The organism is Roseiarcus sp., from assembly GCF_052145395.1.
GTDB lineage: Bacteria > Pseudomonadota > Alphaproteobacteria > Rhizobiales > Beijerinckiaceae > Roseiarcus.
This window is the reverse complement of the sequence record NZ_JBKQOT010000584.1, coordinates 1-3,531: the sequence shown is the minus strand read 5'-3', so window position 1 is coordinate 3,531 and position 3,531 is coordinate 1. Positions and strand designations below refer to the sequence as shown.

General features: G+C 63.0%; 2 protein-coding genes and 1 pseudogene. 1 reads left to right on the top strand and 2 read right to left on the bottom strand.

What is annotated here, in order from left to right:
• Both ACLP25_RS20135 and ACLP25_RS20130 read right to left on the bottom strand, forming a co-directional pair.
• Nucleotides 1-110, bottom strand: a pseudogene (locus tag ACLP25_RS20135) (gfo/Idh/MocA family oxidoreductase); the annotation flags it as partial.
• Nucleotides 107-1,144 carry a LacI family DNA-binding transcriptional regulator gene (locus ACLP25_RS20130; protein WP_442470934.1) on the bottom strand — a complete coding sequence of 346 codons (1,038 nt, stop codon included), beginning with the start codon at nt 1,142-1,144 and terminating at the stop codon, nt 107-109. The pseudogene ACLP25_RS20135 and the gene ACLP25_RS20130, both read right to left, overlap by 4 nt.
• Before the next feature lie 186 nt (nt 1,145-1,330).
• Here ACLP25_RS20130 and ACLP25_RS20125 point away from each other — a divergent pair, with 186 nt between their 5' ends.
• The gene (locus ACLP25_RS20125) at nt 1,331-3,400 is read left to right on the top strand and encodes an FAD-binding protein (protein ID WP_442470935.1); all 2,070 of its coding nucleotides are present in this window, start codon (nt 1,331-1,333) and stop codon (nt 3,398-3,400) included.
• The last annotated feature ends 131 nt before the right edge of the window (nt 3,401-3,531 follow it).

The following is a 3,531-nucleotide window of genomic DNA, read 5'->3' as shown; positions in this document are numbered from 1 at the left end:
TTCGTGCTCATGACGGCGACGACTTCGCCGCCATTGGCGCGAAACGCGTCGATCATGTGCTCGGCCGCGATCGTGCTCGCGCCGATCAACCCCCAACGAAGACCGATCATGACTGGATCCTCCCTTCAGCAGAATTCGAAGTTCCGCACGATGCGCGAATGATCAGGCTTGTCGGACACAGCACCGCTTCCGGCTCAAAGTTTCCGGTTGCGATCTGACGCATGAGGAGTTGGGCTGCTCGGGAGCCCAGGCTGCGGGGGTTGACGGCGATGCTCGTCAAAGCGGGAAGCGTGTGCTTGGCTTCTTCGATGTCGTCGAAGCCGATGACGGCGAAGTCGCGCCCCACCGCGACGCCAGCCTGAGTCAGCGCGCGAATGAGGCCGATCGCGACGACGTCGTTGAAACAAAGGGCGGCGGTCGCAGGCTCGTGGAGGTTGAGCAACTGCGGAACCGCCGCCCCGCCGCCCGAGGTGTTGTTCATTGTTTCAATGACCAACGATTCGTCGAGCGGAATTCCGGCCTCTTCGAGGGCAAGTCGATACCCGCTGAGGCGCTCCTCGCGAACGAACAATGACGTTGTGCCGCCGATGAAGGCGATCCGCTTGTGTCCGTGTTCAACCAAGTGGGCCGTCGCCTTCCGCGCGCCCTCCCGATTTTCGGGCGCGACGAGCGAGGCCTTCAGACCAGGAAGGCGGCGCATCACCTGAACGACCGGAAGTCCGGCGAGGAGAGGCTTCACATCGCTCAGCGCGGTGCCGATGGCGGGGGCGAGCACCAGCCCGGCCGCGCCATGCTCCCGCATGGACTTGATGACCTCTTGCTGCCGGATTGGATCCTCGGCGGAATTCGCAAGAAACGGGACAAACGCTCCTCCTTGGCACGCTTGCTCAATGCCGATCGCAAGCTCGACGTAGAAGGGGTTGGTCAGGTCGTTGATGATCATCCCGAGGACGCCGGACTTGGCGCCGCGCAAGGTCGCCGCTCCGCGATGATAGATGTAGCCGAGCTCGGTCATCGCCGCGCTGACCCGTTCCCGCGTTGACTGCGCGACGAGAGAGCTTCCGCCCAAAACCAGAGAGACCGTGGATTTTGAGACACCGGCGCGGCGCGCGACGTCGACGATGGTCGCGCGAGCGTCGCTCATCCCTTCCTCCCCTGGATCCTCACCATTCTTGCTCATAATACTTGGATCGTTCCAAAGTAAAGTCGAAATAGCCACAGTGTACAACGCCAATCAGGACGCTAGGCTTGCATCTTAAATTGGAACGTGCTAAATTCAAATAAATGGTTTCAGGCGCCTCGTCAACCCAAAAGTCCAAGGAAACGCCCTCTGACCTCGACCGTACCGCAATCGATCCTTGACCGAGTGACCGATGTCCCGATGCCGCGGCTGGCAAACGAAAGGCCGCCGAAAGAGTTCGTGACGGCGAGCGGTTACTCCCTGCCGGTGCACCGGGCCGACGCGCTCGTCCTAGGCAGCGGGGCGGCGGGACTTCGGGCAGCCGTCGAGCTCATGCGCCGTGACGTCGACGTGGTGATCGCAAGCCAAAGCGCGTTCGGCGGCACGTCGGCCTGCTCTGGGTCCGACAAGCAGACCCTGCACACCGCCAACACCGCGGGGCGAGGTGACGACTTCCGGGCTCTGGCCGACGCGCTCGGCGCCGGAGGCGCCATGGACGAGGACACCGCCTACGTGGAGGCGGTCGGATCCGCCCGCGCGCTCTCATCCCTGCAGTTCATGGGACTGCCGATCCCTCAGGACCGTCTCGGCGGCGTCCTGCGTTATCAGACCGACCACGACGAAGTTGGTCGCGCGACCAGTTGTGGTCCCCGGACCTCTCGCCTGATGGTCCAGGTGTTGACCAGGGAAGCTATCCGCCTGGACATCCCGATCTTCAATCACACGACAGCCGTTCGGCTTCTGGTCGCTCCGGAACCGGAGCCTCGAGCCGTAGGCGCGCTTGTGATGGCGCCGAAAAAGCGAAGCAAAGACAATCCGTTCGGGTTCGCCGTATTTCTTGCCGGCACAGTGGTCATCGCCACAGGCGGTCCGGGCGAGCTCTACCGCGACAGCGTCTATCCGCGACATTGCTTCGGATCCCTCGGTCTCGCCCTGGAAGCGGGAATCGAGGCCGTCAATCTCACCGAAAGCCAGTTCGGCATCGGGACGCCCCGTGACAATTTCCCCTGGAATCTGTCCGGCACCTACGTGCAATGCATGCCCTACGTCTTCTCGCGCGACGCCCGGGGAGACGAACGCAATTTCCTGGTCGACTATTACCGCACCACGCAGGAGCTTGCTTCCAACATTTTCCGGAAAGGCTACCAGTGGCCGTTCCACGCCACGAGCATGCTGGACTTCGGGTCTAGCTTACTGGATCTCGCCGTCTACCGAGAGACGCAGGCCGGGCGAAAAGTCTTCATGGACTTCAATCGCAACCCTCTCCCCGTCGCCGGAGACGCAGAGTTCAGTCTCGACCGTCTGGATCACGACGTTCGGAACTACCTCGCGAACAGCGGGGCGCTGCTCGAAACGCCACTCGATCGGTTGCGCAAGATGAACCCGCTCTCGATCGAACTCTACCAGCGCTACAAAGACGACATCACCCGCGACCCGCTCGAATTCGCGATCTTGAACCAGCACATGAATGGGGGTCTGGCGGTCAACACCTGGGGCCAGACGAACCTGGCCGGATGTTACGCCGTCGGCGAAGCCGCTGGCACTCATGGCGTGACGAGGCCGGGCGGCGCAGCGCTGAATGCGGGTCAGGTATTCGGTACGCGTTGCGCCGAGCATATCGCGGCCAGCCGGAGGCCTTCCGAGGCGATCACGCCGAAACCAGTGGTTGAAAGAGCCGTGTTGGGGGTGCTCGACGCCCTCCGAACCGCCAGCCCGCTGAAGCCGGCCGCCATCCGCAAAGAGGTCCAGGACCGGATGAGCGACCATGCCGGGATCCTTTGCAATGCGAAGGACGTGAGCGCTGCGGTGGAGGCGGCGCACGCTCTGAACGAGTCGATCCGCCAGCAGGGAATAGCGTTCGACGGCGCCAACGAGGCGCTTCGGGCGCTTCAATGGCGCCAGAGCGCCATTGCGTCGGAGGCAGTGCTGACGGCGTTGGCCTTCTACCTCGAACGCGGCGGCGGAACTCGCGGCGCCCGCACGGTTTGCGCCCCGAATGGCGATCGAACGCCTCAGGCCCGGACCGGACCCCTCGATGACGTCCGTTTCGTTGCGGAACGCGACGAGGATCGAAGCGAACAAATCCACGTTCGCCTTGGCGCGGGCAAGTTTCTCTGTGAGCCGCGACCCGTCCGTCAGAGGGATCGCGACTATCGGCCGTTCTTCGAGTGCGACTGGCCGGACTATCTCACGGGCGCCATCCACGGCCGGTCTGTTTGAATTCGGACATCCAGGATAAGACCATGACCAATCAAGCATGGCTCAATCGGAATGTCGTCGGCATCGGCGAAGCCATGGTCGAATTCGCGCCCATAGGCGACAACGTTTATCGGCGGGGCTTCGCCGGGGAT

Coding starts and splice junctions, on each gene's coding strand:
- ACLP25_RS20130 (WP_442470934.1), bottom strand. CDS start 1,144: ATGAGCGACGCTCGCGCGACCATCGTCGACGTCGCGCGCCGCGCCGGT.